Source organism: Streptomyces sp. PTL18 (genome assembly GCF_059510295.1).
Genome location: NZ_JCAJZO010000159.1, coordinates 1 through 319 on the forward strand (window position 1 = coordinate 1; position 319 = coordinate 319).

The 319-nt window shown below is 66.8% G+C and carries 1 pseudogene; it reads right to left on the bottom strand.

Features of this window, described 5'->3' with window-relative positions:
- Positions 1 to 111 precede the first annotated feature (111 nt).
- A pseudogene (locus tag AC5WS8_RS39460) lies at positions 112 to 319 on the bottom strand (transposase); the annotation flags it as partial.

A 319-nucleotide genomic window follows, 5' to 3' on the forward strand; every position in this document is an offset into this window, starting at 1 on the left:
GAACCGAGAAGATCACTCCGGAGACTGGTGTCGAAGAACCACCGCCGCCCGACACACCCACCCCGACTCGAGCGGCACTTTGCCGGCCTCGGCCTCGAGCCCGAGCCAGGGGGCAGCTGCCAGCGCGGTGAAGGCCAGGAAGTGGTCGGCTTGCGTTCGTAGCGTCGGTGCAGGCGCCGGCAACCGATGAGCCAAGCGGTTGCGTTCCACGACCCAGCGGTGTCGGCCCAGGTGTGTGGAGTTCTCGATGTCGCGGCGAGCAATGCGAGGGATGATGCCGCGCGTGCGTAACCATTGCCGCAGGTGGGGGTAGTCGTAA